The organism is Streptomyces sp. NPDC059224 (assembly GCF_042754285.1).
Lineage (GTDB): Bacteria > Actinomycetota > Actinomycetes > Streptomycetales > Streptomycetaceae > Streptomyces.
This window is the reverse complement of sequence record NZ_JBHZAN010000026.1, coordinates 72,968-94,982: the sequence shown is the minus strand read 5'-3', so window position 1 is coordinate 94,982 and position 22,015 is coordinate 72,968. Positions and strand designations below refer to the sequence as shown.

Below are 22,015 nucleotides of genomic sequence, written 5' to 3'. Positions count from 1 at the left end.
GGGCGGGTGGGACTACGCGTGCTGGTAGGCCACCAGGGAGATTCCCACGTAGTGGACGACGAACGCGGCCAGCGTGAAGGAGTGGAAGACCTCGTGGAAGCCGAAGTAGCGCGGTGACGGGTTCGGGCGCTTGATGCCGTAGATCACACCGCCCGCGCTGTAGAGAAGACCGCCGACGACCACCAGGACCAGCACGGCGATGCCGCCGGTGCGCATGAAGTCGGGCAGGTAGAAGACCGCGGCCCAGCCCATCGCTATGTAGCAGGGCGTGTACAGCCAGCGAGGGGCGCCGACCCAGAAGACCCGGAAGGCGATGCCGGCGGCCGCCGCGGCCCAGACGCCCCACAGCAGCCACTGCCCCTTCGACGCCGGCAGGAGCAGCAGTGTCAGGGGGGTGTAGGTGCCCGCGATGATCAGGAAGATGTTGGCGTGGTCGAGTCTGCGCAGCACGCCGTCCATGCGTGGGCTCCAGTTGCCCCGGTGGTACAGCGCGCTCACGCCGAACAGCAGACATGCCGTCAGGGCGTAGATCCCGCAGGCGACACGGCCGCGGGGTGAGTCGGCGAGGGCGGTGAGAACGAGGCCCGAGATGAGTACGGCCGGGAACATGCCCAGATGCAGCCAGCCACGCAACTTGGGCTTGACCTGGTGCGACAGGGAGGAGAGCGCGGTGGAGCCGCGGCCGGCGGCCGCCGTGTCCGTGGGCGCGTCGGGGACGGGCGCAGTCATGCACCGCATCGTACCTACGGAACCGTAAGTCACGGATCAGTCTCGGCCGATGACGGGCCAGGAGTGGCCATCGTCTCACGGCCCCCCTGGCCGGTTCCGGTCGCCGAGCAAAAAGACCTTGCGGCGAACTCAATGTGGACGCAAAGAAGCGCAGGTGGGCGCCGAGACCGTGGCCTTCCTCACGTCGCTCATCTGTGACTCCCTCTGGACAGATGGGTGATCGAGTCGGAGGATCAAATGAGTGCGGTCGGCACCGGATGAGCGCCAGACGGTCGATGACCGCGAAGCATCCGGGTCGCAGCCCCCACGGGGCGACAAGGTCCCCAGCGGACCACAAAGATCAAAAATCCCTCATTTAGGAGCAATCGTGGCGCGCGACATCGCGGCTCCCACCGGCATCCCCACCAAGCACCAGGAACTGATCTCGTGGGTCAACGAGATCGCCGAACTGACGCAGCCGGACAGTGTGGTCTGGTGTGACGGATCCGAGGCCGAGTACGAGCGACTGTGCGAAGAGCTCGTGGCGAAGGGCACCTTCAAGAAGCTCGACCCGGTCAAGCGCCCCCACTCCTACTACGCCGCCTCCGACCCGACCGATGTCGCCCGGGTCGAGGACCGCACCTTCATCTGCTCCGAGGAGGAGAAGGACGCCGGCCCGACCAACCATTGGAAGGCTCCCGCCGAGATGCGCGAGATCTTCTCCGGCGAGAAGGGCCTGTTCCGCGGCGCGATGAAGGGCCGGACGATGTACGTCGTCCCGTTCTGCATGGGCCCCCTCGGCTCCCCGCTCTCCGCGCTCGGCGTGGAGATCACCGATTCCGCGTACGTCGCCGCCTCGATGCGCACGATGACGCGCATGGGCCAGGCCGTCCTCGACGAACTCGGTGACGAGGGCTTCTTCGTGAAGGCCGTGCACACCCTCGGCGCCCCGCTGGAGCCCGGCCAGGCGGACGTCCCCTGGCCCTGCAACCGGACCAAGTACATCTCGCACTTCCCCGAGTCCCGCGAGATCTGGTCCTACGGCTCCGGCTACGGCGGCAACGCCCTGCTCGGCAAGAAGTGCTACGCCCTGCGCATCGCCTCCGTGATGGCGCGGGACGAGGGCTGGCTCGCCGAGCACATGCTGATCCTCAAGCTCACTCCTCCGCAGGGCGAGTCCAAGTACGTCGCCGCGGCCTTCCCGAGCGCCTGCGGCAAGACCAACCTCGCCATGCTGGAACCCACCGTCTCCGGCTGGAGCGTCGAGACCATCGGCGACGACATCGCCTGGATGCGGTTCGGCGAGGACGGCCGGCTCTACGCGATCAACCCCGAGGCCGGCTTCTTCGGCGTCGCACCCGGCACCGGTGAGCACACCAACGCCAACGCGATGAAGACGCTGTGGGGCAACGCGGTCTTCACCAACGTGGCGCTCACCGACGACAACGACATCTGGTGGGAGGGAATGACGGAGGAGCTCCCGGCCCACCTCACGGACTGGAAGGGCAACGAGTGGACGCCGGCCTCCGAGACGCCGGCCGCCCACCCCAACGCCCGCTTCACCGTGCCCGCCGCCCAGTGCCCGATCATCGCGCCGGAGTGGGAGGACCCGCGGGGCGTGCCGATCTCGGCGATCCTCTTCGGTGGCCGCCGCGCCACCGCCGTCCCGCTGGTGACCGAGTCCTTCGACTGGAACCACGGCGTGTTCCTGGGCGCCAACGTGGCCTCCGAGAAGACCGCCGCGGCCGAGGGCAAGGTCGGGGAGCTGCGCCGCGACCCGTTCGCGATGCTCCCGTTCTGCGGCTACAACATGGGCGACTACATGGCGCACTGGATCGACGTCGCCAAGGACAAGGACCAGGCGAAGCTCCCGAAGATCTACTACGTCAACTGGTTCCGCAAGAACGACCGGGGCACGTTCGTCTGGCCCGGCTTCGGCGAGAACTCCCGGGTCCTGAAGTGGATCGTGGAGCGGCTGGAGGGCAAGGCGGAGGGGGTGGAGACGCCGATCGGCGTGCTGCCCACGCGTGAGTCCCTCGACACCAACGGGCTCGACCTGGCCGACGGCGACCTCGACGTCCTGCTCACCGTCGACAAGGAGATCTGGCGCGAGGAGGCCGCGCTGGTCCCCGACCACCTGAACACCTTCGGCGAGCACACGCCGAAGGAGCTCTGGGACGAGTACCGGGCGCTGGTGGAGCGCCTGGGCTGAGTCCCGCCCCCTGAAGACTCCGCGGCCGGTTCGGGATGTGCCCTGACCAGCGATCGTCACGGCCGGCCGCGGTGTGGACCGGCGAGGCCGCGCACAACGGCGTGTGCGGCCCTGGGCCCGCCGTTCCCGTCACTTCCCGTCCGCCCCGACGGGGGCGGGGGCGGCGGGCCTTCGCCTGAGGGGGGTGCGTTGTCGCGTGCAGGTGGGCGGGTTGCTCGCGCGGTTCCCCGCGCCCCTTCAAGGGCCTTTCAGCTGCCCCTGCCCTCCAAGTAGCGGGTATGCGTTTCCTGGCGTCTGGCTTCCGCGTCCCTCAGCCCCGCTGCCAGGCCTTCGGCCTCCTCCGTCAACACGGTCAGCTGACGCTCCAAGTGCTGTTCCGGGGGCTCCTGGCCCGGGGTCAGGCGGGTCCACCATCTCGTCCGGACGAAGCTGTCGACCGCCTCCGGGATGTCCTGCCGTACCGTCCGGGACAGCACGTGGACGCCCTCCGGGTCCTGGGCCAGCAGCTCGGCGGCCCGGCCCGGGTCCAGCAACGCGACCAGCAGGCCGGTGAGTTCGCCGAGCCGGGCCTGGGCCGAAGCGGGCAGGCCGACCTCCGACAGATAGGTCTCCAGCTTCCCGAAGTCGGCCCGCACCCCCTCCAGTTGCGCGGACGGCGTCGGGAAGTCCGGCAGCGGCGGCCGCTCCGGCGGTGCGATCAGCGCGCCCGCGCCGTACAGGCCCGCCACCACCACCGGCCAGTAGGGGCCCGCCACGCCGGTGAAGGTGAGGACCAGGCCGAGGAGGCCGCCCGCCGACCCGGTGAGGTTCTTGCGGGACTCCAGGTAGCCGAGGAACCTACTGGTAGCCACGGATCTCCTCGAAGGCGCCGTCCAGGGAGCCCTGCTGGGCGTCGAAGAGACGGCCGCCGGTCAGGTCGGCGACGTGCTGCAGTTCGGCGCGGGAGGAGTCCCCGAACAGGATCGGGAAGACGGGGATGTTCCGCCGGGCGGTGGACAGCCCGCGGTAGAAGTCGTCGAACGCGCCGGCCTTGGCACCCGTGGTGTTCTCGCCGTCCGTCATCAGCACGATCGAGGTGAAGGCGTCCCGGCCGGTGCGCAGCCTGTCGTACGCCGTCTCCAGTGAGGTGTAGATGGCGGTGTTGCCGTCGGCCCGCAGCGCGTCGGTGTCCTCGCGGATCGCGTTCAGGCCGGTGTCCGGGTCGGCCGGGTCGACGATGTGCGTGCTGACGTTCTTCACGTTCGAGCCGAACGGCATCAGGGTGACCTCCTCACGGTCGCGGAAGTCGCCCGTGAGGTCGGTGAGGGCCCTCTTCAGGCGGGCGAGACGGTCACCCTCCATCGAGCCCGAGGTGTCCAGGACGTAGACCGTGCGGGACGGCCGGCGCAGTTCGTTCTCGTACGCGGAGATCAGCCCGTCGGCCACCGACCTGCTGCCCGGGAACGGGAGTTCACGGCGGCGCGAGGTGTCGAGACCGGCGGCCGGGGGCACCGAGGCGACCACCGGGCGGCGGTGGGTGGTGTCCGTGATGAGCTTCTGCACGGCCGTCGTCCGCAGGTCCTCGGAGACCCTGCGGACGTCCTCACGGGTGTCGGCCGAGGAGGCGGCGAGCGAGGAGAGCGGGTAGTCCGCGGTGAGCACGCCGTCGCTGGGGCGGATCACGGTGAGGCCCGGGATGCCCTTGAGGACGGACTCGTAGTTGAGCAGGGCGTCGACGTCGCCGCGCCGCCGGTAGGCGGAGGCCAGCCAGCCGGAGGAGCCCGACGTCAGGCTCTGGCCCTGGAAGAACCTCTTCAGCCGCGGGGTAGCCTTGGCCACGTCGGTGTCGGTGAGCGCCGACTGGGCGCCGGAGAGCGCGGAGGCCACCGAGACCAGGGTGGAGAAACCGGAGTTGGAACGGGCCGGATCGGTCATGCCGTAGGTCAGCCGGCCGGTTTCCACGGCCTGTTCGACCTGGGACCAGGTGACGTCGGCCGGCTTCCAGCCGAGGGAGGCGACGGTGGCCGTCTTCACGCCGATCGCGACCGGGCTGGACATGACCGAGGTCTCCGAGACCACCTTCTCCGCCGCCTCCGGGCGCAGCCGCAGATAGTCGTCGGAGGACAGCCACAGGGCGTCGTACGTCCCGTCCGCGCTGCCCTTCGCGACCAGGTCGACGGCGTCCAGGGTGCCCATGTAGGTGGGGCGGACCGTCACCCCGGTGTCCTTGCTGACCCGGTCGAAGACGGCCGTCATGTCGCTGAGTTCGGAGGAGGCGAGGACGCGCAGGGTGCCGGGTCTCGGAGCCGTGGCGCCGTCGTCCTGGTGGCCTTCGGAGGTGCACCCGGTCAGCAGGGCGGCGGTGGCGAGCAGGGTCAGCAGAGGTCGTCTGTTCATGCCGGGCCGCCCTCCAGCGCGCCCTTGGCGCGGCTGCGCTCCAGATAGGCACTGGCCGACTGGAGTTCGTCGGTGAGGGACTGCACGGTGTTCGCCATCACCTCGGTCGCCTGCACCTTGTAGGTGTCGATGGCGTCGAGGGTGCGGTAGATCTGCTGGAAGGCGGCGCGCAGCGTCTCGGCGCCGACCGCCGGGTCGGCGGCGATCCGCTGGATCTCCCCGCTCTGGCCCGCCAGCATCTCGGCGTTGCCCCTGATGAGGTCCTCGGTCGTCCCGCGCAACGCGTTGACCTGTTCGATGACCTTCTTCTGGTTGTCCAGCGCGGAGGCCAGCATCACCGAGATGCGCAGCGCCGACACGGTGGTGGTGGCGGCGCGTTCGACGCCCTTGATCAGCTCGTCGTTGTTGCGCCGTACGACGTCCATCGCGAGGTAGCCCTGCGCGGACACCGCGAGCTGGGCGAGGAGGTCCTGGTGCTTCTGCCGGACCGGGAAGAGCACGTCCGCGCGGAGCGCGTCGGCCTCCTGAAGGTCCGGGTGCCGGCCGATGTGCTGCTCCACGGCGTTGTCCAGGGCCTGGGTGAGCACGACGTACTCCTGGAGCTTTCCCATGGTCTCCCAGAGCCGTACCCGCTCGGTCTGCAACGCGGCGTTGTCGCGGCGGAGTTCGTCCTGTCCGCCGCGCAGCGATCCCACGATCTTGTTCAACGTCCCCTGCGCGGAGGCGTACTTGGCGACGTGGTCGCGGAGCTTGTTGCCGCCGGGCAGCCGGGACAGGAACCTGCGGCCCCCGCCAGCGGGCAGGTCGCGCGGGTCCAGGTCCTCGACGACCCGGCGCAGTTCCACCAGCGAACCGGCCACCTTGGCCTGGGCGTCGCCGTCCCTGCCGGGAAGGCTGCGCACGGCCCGCTCCAGCATCCGGTTGGACTGCGAGGCGGCGCTGCGCATCTCGCCGGCGCCGAGCGCGGTGATCTCGCCGACCTTGCCGGCGAACTCGGGTGACCGCGCGTCCAGGGCGGCGAGGTCCCGGACGTACACGGAGGCCTTGTGCGCCATGTCGGTACGGACACTCTCGTCGACGGGCACGAGTCCGCCGGCCTTCTCCCGCGGCACCGGCGCGACCGCCTCGGGCGGGGTGAGGGTGAAGACGTCCTCACCGCTCAGCGTGGGCGGGTGCTGGCCGCCGTTCGGCGTCATCTTGTCGAAGTTGCTCACAGGATCCCCCCGTCAGCCGCGCGCCCGGCGGGCCATCTCGTGCAGCACCGCGGAGGTGGGCACGGGCGCCTGCCGGACGCCGGTCAGTGTCTGGTTGAGGTACGCGGCCCGGTCGGCGGTGGCCGTGACGAACTCGGCGGAGTCGCCCTGGGGCCGGAAGCCGTGCTTCACGGCGAGCTTGCGCAGGGTCGGATCGGTGCTGAGGAGTTCGCCGAGCCGCCGGCCGGTGTCGTCCATCGGCACGATCGTGTGGTCGCTGTTGACCGTGGTGTCCGGGTAGAGGACCACCAGGTCGTCGGCGCCGTGCTGTTCGGCGAGCAGCGAGACGACCTGTGACTCGTACAGGCACACCAGCGGGTTGCCGGCACCGCTGATGAAGTCCCGGAAGACCGCGTCGCTGCTGGGCTGCTGGGCGCCCTGCACGCTGACCAGCCTGCGCAGCAGCGGTGCCGTCCTCGCGACGTCGGCGTCACCGGCCACCACCCGGCCGCCGTTGGCGACGTAGGAGGTGGCGGCGAGGTAGAGGGCGCCGGAGTTGGAGGTCTCCGGATCGGTGCTGGTGATGTACAGCGTCCCGGTCAGCTCGCCGTGCGCCGTGGCCCCCTTGAGCTGCTGCCAGGTCCGGTCGCGGCGGGCGGCGGCCAGGTAGGCGGCCATCTTCAGGGTGCCCCTGCCCTTGCCGTCGAGCACGGCGAGGCCGTTCGCCGTCAGTACCTCGGCGGCGCTGCGGTGGGCCACCACCACGAGGGGCGAGTAGAAGGGCCTGGGGAGGGGCTGGCGGGCATGGTACTTCGCGGCCAGCTGGTCGGCGGGTGCCGAACTGGACGGGAACGCGAAGTCATAGCCCTTCAGGTCCAGGCCGTCCATGGCCCAGGACCCCGACGCCTCCGTCTTCACGGTGTAGCCCCTGGCGGCGAGGGCCTTCACCACATCGGGATCGGCGAAGAAGTCCGACTTCTCCGAACCGATCACACCACGCACGGTCTTCGTTGCCGTGCCCTTGTCGCCCCCTTGCCGGCCTGCGACGACGGCAGCCACCACGCCACCGATCAGCAGCACCGCCAGGACGATTCCCGCGATACGTCTCACGCGGGGGAGCGTGCTCGCGGAACCCCACGTTCCTGGGCGACGGGGGTGAACGAGGGGTGAATCGGACGTCCCGGATTACAACGGGGGGACGAGAGCCGATCAGAGGTGCGGGAAGGGCGGGGCGGGACGGGGAGATGTGGCAACCCGGTCCGCGCGGGGTTCAGGGGGCGCGCGGACCGGGGCCGTCCCGGGGGGTGGGGTCAGGCCGTCGTGGCGAGGCGGGTCGCCGCCGCGTGCGCGTCCATGCGCTCCGCCGCGAGGATCGCGGCCGCGGTGTCCGCCCGGGACGCGGCGACCACCAGCGCGCGGCCGGCCAGCGCGTGCGCGCGCTGGTGCAGGAGTGCCGGCCGGCCCGTGGTGGCCGGCGACGCGCGGACCGGCTTACGTCCGCCCCGCAGCCGGGTCACCTGCTCCGCCAGCCGGGTCGCGGCGGCGTCGAGGTCGGTGGAGGGCGTGAGGCCGCTCAGTTCGTCCGTGACGGCGAGCAGCGCCGCGAGATGTCCGGCGAGCTGGATGTCCAGCTCCTCCTCGCGCGTCCGGTGGGGGAAGTCGGAGGGTGGGCCGGCCATCGTGCTGTGCACCGACTTGGTGCGGATCGGTTCGTACATGGGAGATGGCCTCCTGTGCTGTCAGGAAGCCATCCTACCTTGGATCTGGTCTAAAGTTGACCCGGTTCACGGTCCGTGGTCCGGCTACGGCTGCCCGTAGCCGTCCAGGAAGCGGCCGATCCGGGTGATCGCGTCCCGCAGGTCACCCACCGACGGCAGGGTCACCACCCGGAAGTGGTCCGGCTCCGGCCAGTTGAAGCCGGTGCCCTGGACGACCATGATCTTCTCCTGCCGCAGCAGGTCCAGGACCATCTGCCGGTCGTCCTTGATCTTGAAGACCTGGGGGTCGAGGCGCGGGAAGAGGTAGAGGGCGCCCTTGGGCCGGACGCAGGTCACGCCGGGGATCCGGGTGAGCAGCTCGTACGCCGTGTCCACCTGCTCCTTCAGGCGGCCGCCCGGCAGTACCAGGTCGTTGATCGTCTGGCGTCCGCTGAGCGCGGCGACGACCCCGTGCTGGCCGGGCATGTTCGCGCACAGCCGCATGTTCGCCAGGATCGTCAGGCCCTCGATGTAGGAGTCGGCGTGCGCGCGGGGGCCGGAGACGGCCATCCAGCCGACCCGGTAACCGGCCACCCGGTAGGCCTTGGACATGCCGTTGAAGGTCAGCGTGAGCAGGTCCGGGGCGATCGCGGCGGTCGGGGTGTGCGTGGCGCCGTCGTAGAGGATCTTGTCGTAGATCTCGTCCGAGCAGACCAGGAGGTTGTGGCGGCGGGCGATGTCGGTCAGCCCGCGCAGCATCGCCTCGTCGTACACCGCGCCCGTCGGGTTGTTCGGGTTGATGATGACGATGGCCTTGGTGCGGTCGCTGACCTTGCGTTCGACGTCGGCGAGGTCGGGCATCCAGTCGGACTGCTCGTCGCAGCGGTAGTGGACCGCGGTGCCGCCGGAGAGGGAGACGGCCGCCGTCCACAGCGGGTAGTCCGGGGCCGGTACGAGGACCTCGTCGCCGTCGTCCAGCAGGCCCTGCATCGCCATCACGATCAGTTCGGAGACGCCGTTGCCGATGAAGACGTGCTCGACGTCGGTCTCGATGCCGATGGTCTGGTTGTGCATGACGACCGCGCGCCGGGCGGCCAGCAGGCCCTTCGCGTCGCCGTAGCCGTGCGCCGTGGAGACGTTGCGGAGGATGTCCTCAAGGATCTCCGGCGGGCAGTCGAAGCCGAAGGCGGCGGGGTTGCCGGTGTTGAGCTTGAGGATGCGGTGGCCCGCGGCCTCCAGCCGCATCGCCTCCTCGAGAACCGGGCCCCGGATCTCGTAACAGACGTTGGCGAGCTTGGTCGACTGGATCACCTGCATGCCGGTGAGCTTACGGTGCGGTAATCCTCGTCGCGTAGTGTTTTCCACCACGTGGGACACGGAGAGTCGCGTGGCGGGTGCCGACGGTTTGGCCTGTTATCGCCGGTAGCTGTCTCATCGGCCTCTTCCCTCCTAGAATCCGCGTCCATGCCGAGACCTGCCGACGAAGAGACCGGGCCCTCCCACCTCTACCGCCCCGAGGGTGAACCGGCTCCCGCGTACGAGGAGTTCAGGGATCCGGCGTCCGCGCACGGCTGGCTCAACGCCTACGACGAGACGAGCGAGCTGCCCAGGATCGCCCCCGCCGCACCCGAAGGACCCGGGCCGGGCCGGGCGGACCGGCGGCGGGCCGCCCGCGACACGCCGGGCCGGCGTTCGAAGCGGGTCGCCGTCGCCGTGGGTGCGCTGGGTGCCGCTTCCGTGGCCGCCCTGATCGCCGGTCTCGCCGTCCTCCCCGCCTCCTCACCCGCTCCCTCCTCGTCGTCGGACGGCGCGCGGGACGACCGGAGCGATGCCGAGCGCACGGCGGACGGGACGCCGGTGGGGGAGCCGGACGGGGCGGGCCCGAGCGGTGCCCCGGCCGCGGCGGCCACGACGCCGGCGGCCCCGGTCGTGGACGGGGCGACGGCCGCCCGGACCGTCGCGCCGGTGAGCGACTCGCCGTCCGCCGGCGTGCCCACGCCCACGAGCGCCCCGCCGTCGCCCGCCGTCTCCCGCGGCGGCGTCGTCACGCCGTCGGCGACCGCGCCCCCCACGCCGTCGGCCCGGGGCACCTGGACCTGGCGGCCGGGGCACGGGCACGGCGGGGGCGGCGGCCACCACCGCTGAGCGGCGGACCGTTTTCCGGCCACGTCCCGCTCGCCGCGCGATCGGCCCGACGAGCCGACCAGAAGCAGTGGTTCACCGTCATCCCGGTCAGCAGGCCCCAACAGGTCCGGCCGGAAACTGCGTGTTGTCCCCGCATCTTGATGTGCCGAAAATGTGCATGACAAGAATGCGGGTGACCGGAAGATCTCCGGTCACCCCGTCGTCCAGAGGGGACCCCCACATGAACAAGCCTCTCGTCGCCGCGCTCGCCTCCCTGGCCATCACCGGGATGGGCGTGGTCCCGGCGGTCGCCGCCCCCGCGGCCAGGGCCGACGCGCAGCCGAAGGCGGCCGCCGCGGTGACCGTCAACTTCGCCGGCACCGTCTCGCTCAGCAACTGCTCCGGCTCGGTCATCCGCTTCCCGAACTCCGCGGACTCCGACCCGGCGCTGGTGCTGACCAACGGACACTGCCTGGAGACCGGTTTCCCCGAGCCCGGCGAGGTCATCACCGGCCAGTCCTCCAGCCGTACCTTCGGCCTGCTGAACTCCGCCGGCACCAAGGTCGCCACGCTCCGCGCCAACCAGGTCGTCTACTCGACGATGACCGACACGGACGTCACGATCTACCGCACCACCACGACGTACGCGGCGATCAGGAGCTCCTACGGCATCAGCCCGCTGACCGTCAGCGGGACGCACCCCGTGGCCGGCACCGCCATCAAGGTCGTCTCCGGGTACTGGAAGACGATCTACAGCTGCAGCATCGACGGGTTCGTGTACCGGCTGAAGGAGGGCGACTGGACCTGGAAGGACTCGGTCCGTTACACCTCCGCGTGCAACACGATCGGCGGGACCTCGGGCTCGCCGGTGATCGACACCACCACGGGGCAGGTCGTCGCCGTCAACAACACCGGCAACGAGGACGGGGGGCGGTGCACCGTCGACAACCCGTGCGAGGTGGACGCGAACGGGAACGTCACGGTGCGGCAGGGCATCAACTACGCGGAGGAGACGTACATCATCCCGGCGTGCTTCACGACGGGGAACGTGCTGAACCTGAGCGCGAGCGCGTGCACGCTGCCCAAGCCGTAGGGGTGGCGGGCGCCGGTGCCGGGTGCGGGGGCTGGTCGCGCAGTTCCCCGCGCCCCTAAAGGCAACGGGGTGCACGTCGGACGGAACGTCCCGCGAGTTCGTCGGTTCTCCGACCGTCCTCCATCACGAAGCGGCCGTCGATCAGGACGTGCGGGATGCCCGTCGGGAGGCGGCGCGGGTGCTCGAACGTCGAGCCCGCGGCGACCGTCTCCGGGTCGAAGAGCACGAGGTCGGCCCGGTAGCCCTCGCGGACGAGTCCGCGGTCCGGCAGGCGCAGCCGGGCCGCGGGGCGGGCGGTGAGGTGGGCGACGCACTCCTCCAGGGAGAGCACCCCCAACTCCCGTACGTAGTGGCCGAGGTAGTGCGGGAAGGTGCCGTACGCGCGGGGGTGGGGCTTGCTGCCCTGGAGGATGCCGTCCGAGCCGCCGGTGTGGATCCGGTGGCGCATGATCGCGCGGACGTTCTCCTCGTGGCCGACGTGCTGGAGGATCGAGGGGGCGAGCCGGTCCGCCAGCAGCAGCCCGCGGGCCGTCGTCCACGGGGCCTCGCCGCGCAGCCGCGCCGACTCCTCGACCGTACGGCCGACGAAGTCCGCCAGCGCCGGGTCGGACACCCCGGAGATCTCGATCGTCTCCCACTCGATGGGGACGCCGTGGCAGCCGTCGGAGCCGAGCGACTCCATGTGGTGCCGGATGCGTTCGGACGTCTCGTCGTCCGCCAGCCGGGCCAGGACCGCGTCCGGGCCGCCCTCGTTCGCCCAGCTCGGCAGCATCGCCGCGAGGGTCGTGCAGCCGGGGGTGTAGGGGTAGGTGTCGAGCGTGATGTCGGCGCCGTCCGCGAGGGCCCTGTCCAGCAGGGACAGCAGCTCGGGCGCCCGCCCCTTGTTCACGCCGAAGTTCATGGTGGCGTGGGCCAGGTGCAGGGGGCAGCCCGCCTCCCCGGACAGCGCCACCATCTCCTCGTACGCCTCCAGGGCGCCCGCCCCGTAGGAGCGGTGGTGCGGGCAGTAGTAGCCGCCGTAGGACGCCACCACCCGGCACAGCTCGGTCAGTTCGGCGTCCGCGGCGTACATGCCGGGGGTGTAGGTGAGGCCGGAGGACATGCCGACCGCGCCCTGTTCCATGCCCTCCGCCACCAGCCGGCGCATCCGGTCCAGCTCGGCCGGGGTCGCCTCGCGGTCCTCCCAGCCGACGGCCAGCGCGCGGACCGTGCCCTGGGGGATCAGATAGGCCGCGTTGACGGCGACGCCCCGGTCCAGCCGGTCCAGGTACTCGCCGACCGAGCGCCAGTCGAAGTCGATGTCGTCGCCGTGGCCGTTCCAGCCGGCGACGGCCCGGCGCACCTCGGCGAGGGTGCGGTCGTCGACCGGGGCGTACGACAGCCCGTCCTGGCCCAGGACCTCCAGGGTGACCCCCTGCGCGGCCTTGGCGCTGTGGTCCGGGTCGCGGAGCAGGGCCAGGTCGCTGTGGGCGTGCATGTCGATGAAGCCGGGGGAGAGGACCAGGCCCTCGGCGTCCAGCTCGCGCGTCGCGCGCGGGCGCTGGCAGCCCGCCGCCGCGGCCTCCTTGACGACGGCGGTGATCCGGCCGTCGTCGACGACCACGTCCGCGCGGTAGGAGGGCGCGCCGCTGCCGTCGACGACATCGGCGTCCCGGATGACCAGATCCTCCATGACCCCTCCTAGAAGAACGTGCGGACGTAGTCGACGACGGTGCCGTCCGCCTCGACGACGGGGATCAGCTGCCACTTGTCGAACGACGTGCACGGGTGCGAGAGGCCGAGGCCCACCCAGTCCCCGACCTGGACGTCCGCCTCCGGGGCGGTGGCGAGCCAGGCGTGCTGGTCGGACAGGCCGGTGACCGACACTCCGGTCGCCGGTCGCTCGGTGCCGTCCCGGCGGATCGCCTGCGCGGACGGGAGGTCCAGGTCGTAGGCCGCGTCCCGCTTGCCCGCGTTGGCGAAGGCCTGCCCGGCGGAGGGGCGGGAGACGATCTGCGCCCACAGCCGGAGGGCCGGCTCCAGCGCGCCCTCCTCGGGGACGCGGTTGAAGGGGGTGACCTCCCGGTAGCGGCCGTCGTCGTGCGAGACGTAGGCACCGGACCGCAGCAGCTTCAGTACGGGGAGGGAGAGTCCGGGGATGCCGGCGAAGACGTCGGCGACCGCGTCGAACCAGGCGCTGCCGCCCGCGCTGACGATGATCTCGTCGGTGCCGGCGAACCGTCCCGCCTCGTCGAAGCCGACGGCGAGCGCGACGAGCCGGCGCAGATAGGCGTGCACCCGCTCGGGGTCCGCCCGCGGGACCTCGCCCTCGTACCCGGCGACCCCGACCAGCCGCAGCGTGCCGGAGGCTGCCACCGCGTCCGCGACCGCCGCGCACTCGGCCTCGCCGCGGACGCCGGTCCGGGCGCCCTCCCCGGCGGCCAGCTCCACGACGACGTCGACCGGACGGGAGCCGTTGCCCTTCAGCGCCGCGTCCATCAGCTCCACCCCGCGTACGGAGTCGACGTAACAGACGAACCGGAACTCCGCGTCGCGGTCCAGCTCGGCGGCGATCCAGCGCAGCGCCGGGGCGTCCACGAGCTCGTTCGCGAGGAAGATCCGCCGGGTGCCGAAGGCACGGGCCACCCGTACCTGGTGCGGGACCGCGAGCGTGATGCCCCACGCACCGTGCTCGGTCTGGCGCCGGAAGAGCTGAGGGGCCATGGAGGTCTTGCCGTGCGGGGCGAAGGCGAGGCCGTGCCGTGCGGTGTACGTCTCCATCAGCGCGAGATTGTGCTCCAGGCGCTCTGCGGACAGGGTCAGCACGGGCGTGGCGAAGCCGTCGGAGAAGAGGTTGCGGCGCTGGGCGGTCAGCTCGCCGACCGTCAGGCCGTCGGCGTCCGGCGGGAGGCCCTTGAAGCGGTGGTCGACGCGTTCCTCGGCGAGTCGGGCGAGTGCGTCGGTGCCGGTGTCGAAGGACACGGAGCCTCCCTGATCCAGTCGGTTGCATTCTCTGCAACGTCCATTGCGTATATCGCTTACCGCTGTCTAACATCCACGCCAACGCCGGGTCAATGGAGCCCGCAGCGACCGAGACGAGGAGCCACGACCATCGTGAAGGCCACGGACGCCGCCGACGCCGCACACGCCGTGGACGTCGTCGCGCTCGGCGAGTCCATGGTGACGTTCCTGCCCAGCCGGCCGGGGCGTCTCGCGGACGTGCCGTCCTTCGACCGTGGGATCGGCGGCGCGGAGTCCAACGTGGCGTGTGCGCTGGCCGCCGCCGGCCACGCCGTGCGGTGGGTCAGCCGGGCCGGTGCGGACGGGTTCGGCGATCACCTGGTCGAGACGGTGGCCTCCTACGGCGTCGACGTCGGGTGTGTGGACCGTGATCCGGTGCGTCCGACGGGGGTGTACTTCCGCACCGCGGGGGACCGGGCGACGGATGCCCATGAGGTCGCGTACTACCGGGCGGGGTCGGCGGCATCCGCGATGTCGGCACGGACGGTGGATCTGGCGGCGGTGCGGGCGGGGCGCGTCCTGCACCTGTCGGGGATCACGGCCGCGCTGTCCGGCGGCTGCCTGGACCTGCTGCGAGAGCTGACCGCTCCCGCCGAGGGGCGCCCGGTGGTGTCCTTCGACGTCAACTACCGCCGTGGACTGTGGAGTTCGGGGAGCGGGCCGGATGTGCTGCTGGAGCTGGCGCGCCGGGCCGACATCGTGTTCGTGGGAGAGGACGAGGCGGAGGAGGCGTGGGGGGTGACGGGCGGGCCGGAGGCCGTTGCCGAACTGCTGCCCGAGCCCGGTGTGCTGGTGGTGAAGCAGGGGGCGGCGGGGGCCACGGCCTTCGTGTCGGGCGCGGGCGCGCTGCCGGCGCCGGTGAGCGAACCCCCCGCCCCGGCCTCCGCCTTCGAACCCGCCCCCGTCGTCGACGTCGTCGCCCCCGTCGGCGCCGGGGACGCCTTCGCCGCCGGGTTCCTCTCCGGGACCCTGCGGGGCCTGCCCCTGCGGCGGACGCTGCGGCTCGGCCACCTCTACGCCGCCGCCGTCCTGACCACGCCCGCCGACCTCGCCCGGCCCCCCGCCCGCGACACCGCCGACCGGCTGACCGACCTGGACGCCGGCGCGTGGGAGAGACTTCGACTCGGCCCCGGCTGGACCGAAGCCGACACGGCCGAAGAGGAGGTACGCACCCCATGAGCCAGACCGTCGACCGGGCGCTCAGCATCCTGCCGTTGCTCGCCGAGGGCCCCGCCGACCTCGGCCGGGTCGCCGAGCGCCTCGGCGTGCACAAGTCGACCGCGCTGCGGCTGCTGCGCACCCTCCACGAACACGGGCTCGTCTACCGCCAGTCCGACCAGCGCTACCGCCTGGGCGCCCGGCTCTTCGCGCTCGCCCAGGAGGCGATGGAGAACCTCGACATCCGCGAGATCGCCCACCCCCACCTGGCCCGGCTCAACGAGTCCTGCGGGCACACCGTGCACCTGGCCGTGTTCGAGGAGGGCGAGGTCCTCTACATCGACAAGGTCGAGAGCCGCTACCCGGTGCGCATGTACTCGCGGATCGGCAAGCCGGTGGCCATCACCGTCGCCGCCGTCGCCAAACTGCTCCTCGCCGACCTGCCCGAACCCGAGCGGCGCGCCCTCACCGACAAGCTCGACTACCCCATGTACACGGCCCGTTCGACACCGCACGCGGAGGCCTTCCGCAAGGAACTGGCCAAGGTGCGCGAACAGGGCTGGGCCACCGACCTCGGTGGCCACGAGGAGTCCATCAACTGCGTCGCGGCCCCCATCCGCGGCGCCGACGGCCGGGTCGTCGCGGCGATGTCGGTCTCCGCGCCCAACGTCGTCGTCACCGCCGACGAACTCCTCACCCTGCTCCCGCAGGTGCGCCGTACGGCGGACGCGATCAGCGGCGAGTACTCCGGCAGAACCCCGATCAAGGAAGCCCCCTAAGGAACCCCCCTGATGACCGAGAAGATCGCGCTCACCCCCCGGACCCACACCACCCCGCCCGCCAAGTTCTCCCACGGCGTGCGGAAGGGCAACATCCTCCAGGTCGCCGGCCAGGTCGGCTTCCTGCCCGCCGAGGAGGGCAAGCCCCCGACCCCGGCCGGTCCGGCCCTGCGCGAGCAGACCCTCCAGACCCTCGCCAACGTCAAGGCGATCCTGGAGGAGGGCGGCGCCTGCTGGGACGACGTGATGATGATCCGCGTCTACCTGACGGACGTGGACCACTTCGCCGAGATGAACGGCATCTACAACACCTACTTCGAGGAGCAGGGTCTCACCGCCCCGCCCGCCGCCCGCACGACCGTCTACGTCGGTCTGCCCGCCGGCCTCCTCATCGAGATCGACGCCCTCGCCGTCCTCGGCTGACAGGCGGTCAAAACCCGCACGCCGTACGTCTGTCACGGCACGGCGCCCGCACCGGGTGCCGTGCCGCGATCCCCCCTGCCCGAAAGCACCATGATCTTACGCAGAGGACCCCCATATGTCCCTACCGCTCGCCGCCCCCGCCCCCGCCACCCCGCCCCACACCGGAGGACTGCTCCTCCTCCTCGACGGCACCGCCGGCCTGCTGACCGTCGCCGCCATCGGCATCGCCCTTCTCCTGTTCCTGATCATCAAGGCGCGGCTGCAGCCCTTCGTCGCCCTGCTCGCCGTCTCCATAGCCGTCGGCCTGCTGGCGGGTCTGTCGGTCACCGAACTCTTCGGCACCGTCCAGCGGTCGGACGCCGTCTCCACCGTCGAGTCCGGCATGGGCGGCATCCTCGGCCATGTCGCGATCATCATCGGCCTCGGCACCATGCTCGGCGCGATTCTCGAAGTCAGCGGCGGGGCAGAGGTACTGGCCTCCCGGCTGCTCAACCTCTTCGGCGAGAAGCGCGCCCCGCTCGCCATGGGCCTCACCGGACTCATCTTCGGTATCCCGGTCTTCTTCGACGTCGGCATCTTCGTGCTGGCCCCGCTCGTCTACGCGGCGGCCAAGCGCGGCGGCAAGTCGATCCTGCTCTACTGCCTTCCGCTGCTCGCCGGTCTGTCCATGACCCACGCCTTCCTGCCCCCGCACCCCGGCCCGGTGGCCGCCGCCGCCCTGCTCCACGTCGACCTCGGCTGGGTCATCCTCATGGGCGTCGTCTGCGGCATCCCGGCGGTGCTGGCCGCGTGGGCGTACTCGGCCTGGATCGGCAGGCGCATCTTCGTCGCCGTACCGCAGGACATGGTCGAGGCCGCCGACGAGGCCAAGCAGGCGGTGCTCGCCGAGCAGCGGGCGTCCGGCGTCGAGCCGCAGGAGAAGCCCGTCGCGCTCGGCACGGTCCTCGCCATCATCGGTACGCCGCTGGTCCTGATCCTCGCCGCGACCTTCTCCTCCATCGCCCTGGACCCCTCCACCGGCCGCTCGGTGATCGAGTTCTTCGGCACGCCGATGGTCGCCCTCACCCTCGCCCTGGTGCTCGCCTACTACCTGCTGGGCATCCGGCGCGGCTGGTCCCGCAAGTCCCTGGAGACGGTGTCGACCGCGTCCCTCAAGCCGGTCGGCAACATCCTGCTGGTGGTCGGCGCGGGCGGGATCTTCGGCGCGGTGCTGAAGGCGAGCGGGGTCGCCCAGGCCCTGTCCGACACCTTCAACGGCGTGGGCCTCCCGGTGATCGTCCTCTCCTACCTGATCTCCGTGGTGCTGCGGGTCGCGCAGGGCTCGGCGACGGTGGCGATCGTGACGACGGCCGGCATCGTCGCCCCGCTGCTGAGCGAGGGTCACCACTCGCAGGCCTTCGTCGCCCTCGTCATCATGGCCGTCTCGGCCGGCTCCATCTTCGCCTCGCACGTCAACGACGGCGGCTTCTGGATGGTCGCCAAGTACTTCGGCATCAGCGAGCGGGACACGCTGAGGACCTGGACCGTCCTGGAGACGGTGCTGTCGGTGGCCGGCTTCGCGGTGGCGGCCGTGCTCAGCGTCTTCGTGTAGGCGTCTGATAACGAAGTCGGGGCTGGCTGTCTCCGGCACAGGTTCTTGGACCATACTGCCCGCTGTGGAGCAGCGCATAGGAGCCAACAGCCAGCCCCTGGAAGGCGCCGGATTCGACCCGGCCTTCATCCCCGGGCTCACCTCGCCCGTGCCCGCCGAGCCGGCGGACACGGAGGCGAAGGCCGCCGAGGCGGAGGAGGCCGAGGCCGTCGAGGACACGGTCGAACCGGCGTCCGTGACCGAGGCCGCGAGCGATGACGAGGCCGTGGCGGCGGAGGCCGACGGCGCGGAGACCACCGACGGTCCCCGCTTCGAGGCCTCCGACCGGCGCGCCCGGATAGAGGCCGACCGCCAGGGCGTGCGCCTCAGCCTCGACGAGGAGAAGTGCGAGTTCCGCTGGGACGAGATCGGCGCGATCGAAACCGAGGCACCGCGCTTCGGGAAGCGGTTCACGATCACCGTCCACACCCCGGAGCGCCGCTGGTACCCCATCGAGATCGAGGCGGCCTCCCGCTCCCGCTTCAAGGAGTGGGAGGACGACCTGGACGCGGTCCTGGACGCGTACTTCGAGGACGGCGAGGAAGCCGACCACGCCCCGGAGACCGAGGACAGGACCGAGGCCGGGGCAGGGACCGGCACCGAGGACAAGACCGAGGTGAAGGCCGGGACCGGCACCGAGGACAAGGCCCGCGACGAGAAGTAGCCCGGCACGGGCGGGCGGCCCCGGTACCGTGGTCGCCCGGGGCCTGTCGTGTGGCTCATGCCGCAGACGCGCGGGGTCTGGCCCGCACGCCTGCGGCGCCGATCAGCACCGTCGCTGTCCTGCGGCCTGATCCGAACGACAGGTCCTAGCCGCAGTACTGCGCTTCCTTCCCGATCGACCGGTACATGCAGTCCGCGTTCTCCAGCAGCTGGAACACCGCGTCCCGGTTCCGGGAGGTCTCCCGTTCGATCACCTCGTCGGGCGGATAGAACCCACCCCCGGAACTGGACGTCGGGTACATCTCGAACGTGAAGTCGAAGATTTTCTGTGTGCCCCACAGATAGTCGTCGATCGACCCGTCCGTGATGTACAGATCGCTGGACTGCTCCGGCGTGTAGCCGTTGCTGGCCGCCATCTTCTGCCCCACGGCCTTGAACGCGGCCGCGTCGTCCGCGGTCATCCCGGTGGCGGTGTCGGCCGTCGTGTAGCCGAACGGCCACAGCACCAGTTCGCTGTACGTGTGGAAGTCGATGCCGGCCTTGATCTGCTGCTTCCCGCCGACGACCCGGCCGCGCACGAAGTCGGCGACGACCTTCACCTCGGGCGCGGACTCGGCGGACGCGCCCCGGTAGGTCTCCGAGGACTTGGTGCCCGAGGAACCGCCGCAGCAGCCCCAACGGTAGTCCCAGTTCCGGTTCAGGTCCGTACCGACGTACGAGGAGCCGGAGTTGGGCTGCCGGTTCTTGCGCCACGACCGGTACGAGCCGGTGGCGATGTCGTACTCGCCGCCGTCCGGGTTGAGGTCCGGCACGATCCAGATCTCCCGGCTGTTGACGAGGTTGGTGACCCGGGAGTCGGAGCCGTATCCCGCGCCCAGCTCCCGCAGCAGGTACAGCGCCATCTCCACGGTGAGGTGCTCGCGCGCGTGCTGGTGGAAGGTGAGGAGGACCTCGGGTTCGTTCTCGTCCGTCGCCACGTTGTCGCTCACCTTGACGGCGACGACGTCCCGGCCCTCGTAGGACTTGCCGATCACCCGTTTGCTCATGATGGCGGGGTAGGCGGCGAGCCGCTGGTCGATCTCGGCGTTCGCCTCGGCGTAGTTGTGGTACTTCGAGTCGGCCGTCGGGAAGTCGAACAGGCGCAGCCCGTCGGCCGCGGTGCTCCGGTCGGGGGCCGCGCCGAGGGGCGTGACGTCGTAACCGAGGCGTTTCAGCGCGGCGATCTGCGGGGCCCGCCCGGAGACGACCACCGACTCCTCGTCGGCCTCGTCCACGGTGACGCCGGTCTGCTGGATGGCCGCGCGGGTCACGGGCGTGGTGCTCTGGTGGATCTCGTACTGCCGGACGTCGTCGGCCGAGGGCGGCGCCGGGCGGGCGCTGTCGGCGGACGCGTGGGTGGCCGTCGCCGACACGGGGGCCGCGAGGGCGAGGGCCAGCAGGGCGCCGAGCGCGGCGGTCCGGCCGCGGGAGCCGGAGCCGCGAATGCGAAGTCGCATGAAGTCTCCTGGGGAGGTGGGGGTGGTTCACTGCGACGTGCCTGGGTGTGCGTGGTGCGGGGGCCGTGCGGGTGTCGCTCATCGTCCAAGGAATGGCATGAACAGGTCAAGACGGTAAAACCGGCCGCGGGGACCGGCCGTGCGAAAAGGCCGCGCAGTCTACGCCTTTACCCGCAACCAGAGGCGGCCCCTACCGAAGTACGCCCACCCGCGTGACGCCCGCGTGCGTCTCACCGGTCCGGCGGGAGACGGTGGACGGACGGACAGGGCCCCGCCGGTCCCGCTCACCGGCCCGGCAGCGTCGGCAGGACCAGGCTCACCGTCCGGGTGACCGCCCGGCGCTGACGCACAGGAGACCCGATGAGCACGAGCACGAGCGCGCGCACCGGCGCGGCCCAGGGGCGCTTCGACCACCGGATGGCCGTGTTCGGCTCGGACGACGGGTTCGTCGCGACCGCGCTGCCCTTCCTCGCCGAGGGGCTCGCCGCCGCCGGTGAGCCCCCGCCGGTCGCGATCGCCGCCCCCGGTCTGCTGGCCGCCCTGCGGGACGGGCTCGGCGCCGACGCCAAGGAGGTCGGCTTCATCGACCACGCCGACTGGTACACCGGGACCGCCGCCAACGCCGTCGCCCAGGGCGCCGGTTACCTCGCCGCGCACACGGGACCCGGCGGCCGTGTCCACCTCCTCATGGAGCCCGACTGGGCGGGCCGGGCCGGGCGCTCGGCGCGGGAGAGCGTGGAGTGGATCCGCTACGAGTGCCTCGCCAACCTCCTCTTCGCACCGTTCGCCACCACGGCCCTGTGCGCGTACGACACCCGGACGGCGGGCCCGGCCGTCGTGGACGCCGCCCGCCGTGCCCACCCGGGTACCGGGGTGTACGAGCAGCCACCGGTGCTGGTGCGTGAGCTGGACGCGGTACCGCTGTCGCCGCCGCCGCGCGCGGTCACCCGGCTGGCGGCCGCGGAGTCGGTGCGCGCCTGGTCGGCCGAGCAGGGGCTGGCGGCCGCGGACGCGGAACTGTTCGCGCGGGCGGTCGTGGCGGCGGCCGCCGCCCACGGGCCGGTCGTCGACTTCGTCGCCTGGGGCGAGGCCCCGTCGTGCGTCTGCGAGCTGCGGTTGTGCCGGGCCGTGGCGGATCCGCTCGCCGGGTTCGTGCCGCCACGGGGCGGGGAGCCGGGTCCCGGGCAGGGGCTGTGGTTCACCCGGCAGGTGTGCGCGTACGTCGACGTGCGGGACGGGGTGGCCGGGGACGGGGCGAGGATCCGCGTCCAGTACGCGTGAGCCAAGTGTGCTGTGCCGTGCGGGCCGCGGCGATGGGGGGCGTCGCGGCCCGCACGCGGAGGCGGGATCGGCGTGGTGGAATCCCGCGCCCCGGCGGGGGCCCCCACCCGGGCGGCCCCCCCCCCCCCGCCCCGGGACGCAGGGCCCCCCCCCCCCCCGCGCCGAGCAGCCGCCCCCCGCGC

At 71.6% G+C, this 22,015-nt stretch carries 19 protein-coding genes; 9 read left to right on the top strand and 10 right to left on the bottom strand.

Features of this window, described 5'->3' with window-relative positions; translation table 11 throughout:
• Positions 1–12 precede the first annotated feature (12 nt).
• Complete coding sequence (locus tag ACFXI4_RS28245) at positions 13–729, bottom strand: hemolysin III family protein (RefSeq protein ID WP_362714397.1); 717 nt, start codon at positions 727–729, stop codon at positions 13–15.
• A gap of 367 nt (positions 730–1,096) precedes the next feature.
• Here ACFXI4_RS28245 and ACFXI4_RS28240 point away from each other — a divergent pair, with 367 nt between their 5' ends.
• Entirely contained in the window at positions 1,097–2,920 is a 1,824-nt protein-coding gene (locus ACFXI4_RS28240; RefSeq protein WP_384996093.1) for a phosphoenolpyruvate carboxykinase (GTP), read from the top strand.
• 248 nt (positions 2,921–3,168) lie between these two features.
• Here the strand turns inward: ACFXI4_RS28240 and ACFXI4_RS28235 are convergent, their stop codons facing one another.
• The 6 genes from ACFXI4_RS28235 to ACFXI4_RS28210 form a co-directional block, all read right to left on the bottom strand.
• Positions 3,169–3,771: a hypothetical protein gene (locus ACFXI4_RS28235; protein WP_384996090.1), complete on the bottom strand. Its 603-nt coding sequence runs from the start codon at positions 3,769–3,771 to the stop codon at positions 3,169–3,171.
• Positions 3,758–5,296, bottom strand: a complete 1,539-nt coding sequence (locus ACFXI4_RS28230; protein WP_384996087.1) for a VWA domain-containing protein — start codon at positions 5,294–5,296, stop codon at positions 3,758–3,760. The genes ACFXI4_RS28235 and ACFXI4_RS28230 overlap by 14 nt, the downstream gene beginning before the upstream one ends.
• A complete protein-coding gene (locus tag ACFXI4_RS28225; RefSeq protein WP_384996277.1) occupies positions 5,293–6,492 on the bottom strand; it encodes a toxic anion resistance protein in 1,200 nt (399 codons plus the stop codon). Before ACFXI4_RS28225 ends, ACFXI4_RS28230 begins: the two co-directional genes overlap by 4 nt.
• Before the next feature lie 30 nt (positions 6,493–6,522).
• A complete protein-coding gene (locus ACFXI4_RS28220; RefSeq protein WP_384996084.1) occupies positions 6,523–7,599 on the bottom strand; it encodes a hypothetical protein in 1,077 nt (358 codons plus the stop codon).
• Positions 7,600–7,799: 200 nt separating this feature from the next.
• The gene (locus ACFXI4_RS28215) at positions 7,800–8,207 is read right to left on the bottom strand and encodes a hypothetical protein (protein ID WP_384996082.1); all 408 of its coding nucleotides are present in this window, start codon (positions 8,205–8,207) and stop codon (positions 7,800–7,802) included.
• An 84-nt stretch (positions 8,208–8,291) separates the two neighbouring features.
• Positions 8,292–9,503, bottom strand: coding sequence for a pyridoxal phosphate-dependent aminotransferase (locus ACFXI4_RS28210; protein WP_384996079.1), 1,212 nt, complete (start codon positions 9,501–9,503; stop codon positions 8,292–8,294).
• 147 nt (positions 9,504–9,650) lie between these two features.
• On the opposite strand from ACFXI4_RS28210, the gene ACFXI4_RS28205 reads away from it, so the two are divergent.
• Together ACFXI4_RS28205 and ACFXI4_RS28200 are read left to right on the top strand one after the other, a co-directional pair.
• Entirely contained in the window at positions 9,651–10,331 is a 681-nt protein-coding gene (locus ACFXI4_RS28205) for a hypothetical protein (RefSeq protein ID WP_384996076.1), read from the top strand.
• Between the two features lie 220 nt (positions 10,332–10,551).
• Positions 10,552–11,403 carry a trypsin-like serine peptidase gene (locus tag ACFXI4_RS28200; RefSeq protein WP_384996073.1) on the top strand — a complete coding sequence of 284 codons (852 nt, stop codon included), beginning with the start codon at positions 10,552–10,554 and terminating at the stop codon, positions 11,401–11,403.
• A 55-nt stretch (positions 11,404–11,458) separates the two neighbouring features.
• On the opposite strand, the gene ACFXI4_RS28195 is transcribed toward ACFXI4_RS28200, so the two are convergent.
• Together ACFXI4_RS28195 and ACFXI4_RS28190 are read right to left on the bottom strand one after the other, a co-directional pair.
• Positions 11,459–13,075 (bottom strand): amidohydrolase family protein, encoded by a 1,617-nt coding sequence (locus tag ACFXI4_RS28195; protein WP_384996070.1) that lies wholly within the window; start codon positions 13,073–13,075, stop codon positions 11,459–11,461.
• A gap of 8 nt (positions 13,076–13,083) precedes the next feature.
• Positions 13,084–14,364, bottom strand: a complete 1,281-nt coding sequence (locus tag ACFXI4_RS28190; protein ID WP_384996067.1) for an amino acid deaminase — start codon at positions 14,362–14,364, stop codon at positions 13,084–13,086.
• A gap of 195 nt (positions 14,365–14,559) precedes the next feature.
• Here ACFXI4_RS28190 and ACFXI4_RS28185 point away from each other — a divergent pair, with 195 nt between their 5' ends.
• From ACFXI4_RS28185 to ACFXI4_RS28165, 5 genes are all read left to right on the top strand, one after another.
• Positions 14,560–15,582, top strand: a complete 1,023-nt coding sequence (locus tag ACFXI4_RS28185) for a sugar kinase (RefSeq protein ID WP_384996274.1) — start codon at positions 14,560–14,562, stop codon at positions 15,580–15,582.
• Entirely contained in the window at positions 15,579–16,340 is a 762-nt protein-coding gene (locus ACFXI4_RS28180) for an IclR family transcriptional regulator (RefSeq protein WP_384996065.1), read from the top strand. The genes ACFXI4_RS28185 and ACFXI4_RS28180 overlap by 4 nt, the downstream gene beginning before the upstream one ends.
• 12 nt (positions 16,341–16,352) lie before the next feature.
• On the top strand, positions 16,353–16,763 hold the full coding sequence (locus ACFXI4_RS28175; protein WP_362723514.1) for a RidA family protein: 411 nt from the start codon (positions 16,353–16,355) through the stop codon (positions 16,761–16,763).
• 115 nt (positions 16,764–16,878) lie between these two features.
• The gene (locus ACFXI4_RS28170; RefSeq protein ID WP_362723517.1) at positions 16,879–18,354 is read left to right on the top strand and encodes a gluconate:H+ symporter; all 1,476 of its coding nucleotides are present in this window, start codon (positions 16,879–16,881) and stop codon (positions 18,352–18,354) included.
• 64 nt (positions 18,355–18,418) lie between these two features.
• Positions 18,419–19,057, top strand: a complete 639-nt coding sequence (locus tag ACFXI4_RS28165) for a hypothetical protein (protein WP_384996061.1) — start codon at positions 18,419–18,421, stop codon at positions 19,055–19,057.
• Positions 19,058–19,202: 145 nt separating this feature from the next.
• Here ACFXI4_RS28165 and ACFXI4_RS28160 read toward each other — a convergent pair whose 3' ends face one another.
• Entirely contained in the window at positions 19,203–20,552 is a 1,350-nt protein-coding gene (locus ACFXI4_RS28160) for a M14 family metallopeptidase (RefSeq protein ID WP_384996058.1), read from the bottom strand.
• 360 nt (positions 20,553–20,912) lie between these two features.
• On the opposite strand from ACFXI4_RS28160, the gene ACFXI4_RS28155 reads away from it, so the two are divergent.
• On the top strand, positions 20,913–21,833 hold the full coding sequence (locus ACFXI4_RS28155; RefSeq protein WP_384996055.1) for an MEDS domain-containing protein: 921 nt from the start codon (positions 20,913–20,915) through the stop codon (positions 21,831–21,833).
• Positions 21,834–22,015: the final 182 nt, after the last annotated feature.

Coding starts and splice junctions, on each gene's coding strand:
- ACFXI4_RS28225 (WP_384996277.1), bottom strand. CDS start 6,492: ATGACGCCGAACGGCGGCCAGCACCCGCCCACGCTGAGCGGTGAGGAC.
- ACFXI4_RS28200 (WP_384996073.1), top strand. CDS start 10,552: ATGAACAAGCCTCTCGTCGCCGCGCTCGCCTCCCTGGCCATCACCGGG.
- ACFXI4_RS28160 (WP_384996058.1), bottom strand. CDS start 20,552: ATGCGACTTCGCATTCGCGGCTCCGGCTCCCGCGGCCGGACCGCCGCG.
- ACFXI4_RS28205 (WP_384996076.1), top strand. CDS start 9,651: ATGCCGAGACCTGCCGACGAAGAGACCGGGCCCTCCCACCTCTACCGC.
- ACFXI4_RS28175 (WP_362723514.1), top strand. CDS start 16,353: ATGACCGAGAAGATCGCGCTCACCCCCCGGACCCACACCACCCCGCCC.
- ACFXI4_RS28245 (WP_362714397.1), bottom strand. CDS start 729: ATGACTGCGCCCGTCCCCGACGCGCCCACGGACACGGCGGCCGCCGGC.
- ACFXI4_RS28195 (WP_384996070.1), bottom strand. CDS start 13,075: ATGGAGGATCTGGTCATCCGGGACGCCGATGTCGTCGACGGCAGCGGC.
- ACFXI4_RS28215 (WP_384996082.1), bottom strand. CDS start 8,207: ATGTACGAACCGATCCGCACCAAGTCGGTGCACAGCACGATGGCCGGC.
- ACFXI4_RS28230 (WP_384996087.1), bottom strand. CDS start 5,296: ATGAACAGACGACCTCTGCTGACCCTGCTCGCCACCGCCGCCCTGCTG.
- ACFXI4_RS28180 (WP_384996065.1), top strand. CDS start 15,579: ATGAGCCAGACCGTCGACCGGGCGCTCAGCATCCTGCCGTTGCTCGCC.
- ACFXI4_RS28210 (WP_384996079.1), bottom strand. CDS start 9,503: ATGCAGGTGATCCAGTCGACCAAGCTCGCCAACGTCTGTTACGAGATC.
- ACFXI4_RS28185 (WP_384996274.1), top strand. CDS start 14,560: ATGGTGACGTTCCTGCCCAGCCGGCCGGGGCGTCTCGCGGACGTGCCG.
- ACFXI4_RS28170 (WP_362723517.1), top strand. CDS start 16,879: ATGTCCCTACCGCTCGCCGCCCCCGCCCCCGCCACCCCGCCCCACACC.
- ACFXI4_RS28155 (WP_384996055.1), top strand. CDS start 20,913: ATGAGCACGAGCACGAGCGCGCGCACCGGCGCGGCCCAGGGGCGCTTC.